This is a genomic window from Rhizobium sp. M10 (assembly GCF_002531955.1).
Taxonomy (GTDB): Bacteria; Pseudomonadota; Alphaproteobacteria; order Rhizobiales; family Rhizobiaceae; genus Rhizobium; species Rhizobium etli_C.
The window spans coordinates 1-1128 of the sequence record NZ_NWTA01000077.1; the positions used below are offsets into that span (position 1 = coordinate 1).

The 1128-nt window shown below is 63.6% G+C and carries 1 protein-coding gene; it reads right to left on the bottom strand.

The window, feature by feature from the left end; all coding sequences use genetic code 11:
- Positions 1–9 precede the first annotated feature (9 nt).
- Positions 10–987 (bottom strand): thiamine pyrophosphate-dependent dehydrogenase E1 component subunit alpha, encoded by a 978-nt coding sequence (locus CO671_RS33095; RefSeq protein WP_097609251.1) that lies wholly within the window; start codon positions 985–987, stop codon positions 10–12.
- Positions 988–1128 lie beyond the last annotated feature (141 nt).

A 1128-nucleotide genomic window follows, 5' to 3' on the forward strand; every position in this document is an offset into this window, starting at 1 on the left:
TCGTCGTCCTTACAGATACTTGACGTAGACGTCGGTGGTCAGAGCCGACAAGGGCGGGAAGGGTGCGGCCCGCGCGGCAGCGACGGCGCGGTTGATTTCGGCGTCAACCGCCTGATCGACGGCGTCGAGTTCGGCCGCCTCGAGCAGCGACACCTCGGCGACCCGCTTGCGGAAGTTGGTCAGGCAGTCGCGCTCCCGGCGCATCGCCGCCTTTTCCTCCGGTGTGCGGTAGTTGTCGGGATCGCCGCTATAGTGGCCGTAATAGCGCGGCACATGGACATGCAGCATCGTCGGCCCGCCACCGTTGCGGGCGCGCCCAACGGCCTCGCCGGCCGCCTCATAGACGCTGAACACATCCGTCCCGTCCACCTCGATGGCGGGGATGTCGAAGCTTTCGGCGCGGCGGGTGAAGCTGCCGGCGGAGACGTGCTCGTTGGCGGTGGCTTCGCCGAAACCATTGTCCTCGATGACGAAGACGATCGGCAGCATCCAGATCTTGGCAAGGTTGAAGCTCTCGGACATGACGCCCTCGTTCATCGCGCCGTCGCCGGCAAAGGCGACGGCGACGTGCCTGGTGCCGAGAAGCTTGGCGCTCAGGGCCGCGCCGCAGGTGATCGGCGCACCTGCCGCGACGATGCCGTTGGCGCCGAGCATGCCCTTGCGCAGATCGGCGATGTGCTGCGACCCCCCCTTGCCGCCGCAGGTGCCGCTCGCCTTGCCGAACAGTTCCGCCATCATGCTGTCGATATCGACGCCCTTGGCGATCGAATGACCATGGCCGCGATGGGTGGAGGAGATGTAGTCGCCCTCGTCGAGATGCAGGCAAACCCCGACGGCGCTTGCCTCCTCACCGGCATAAAGATGGGTATTACCGGGAATGTCGCCGGTCGCCATCTCGTCCATCACCCGCTCCTCGAAGCGGCGGATCATCCGCATGCTGCGATAGACCTCGATCAGTTTATCCTGTGGTAGCTGCAAACCAGACATTGCTTCTCTCTTCAATTCGTTGAACGCCATCTTCTCTGGGCGGAATTTTTCTCGCCGAAGCGCAGTCGGCGCTTCACGCTCTTGCTTGTTTTGATCGCCTGTATTGATCGATGACGACGGCAAGGACGATGATGGTTCCCT

Bases quoted from the DNA above. Each gene is read 5' to 3' on its own strand.
- CO671_RS33095 (WP_097609251.1), bottom strand. From the start codon at position 987: ATGTCTGGTTTGCAGCTACCACAGGATAAACTGATCGAGGTCTATCGC.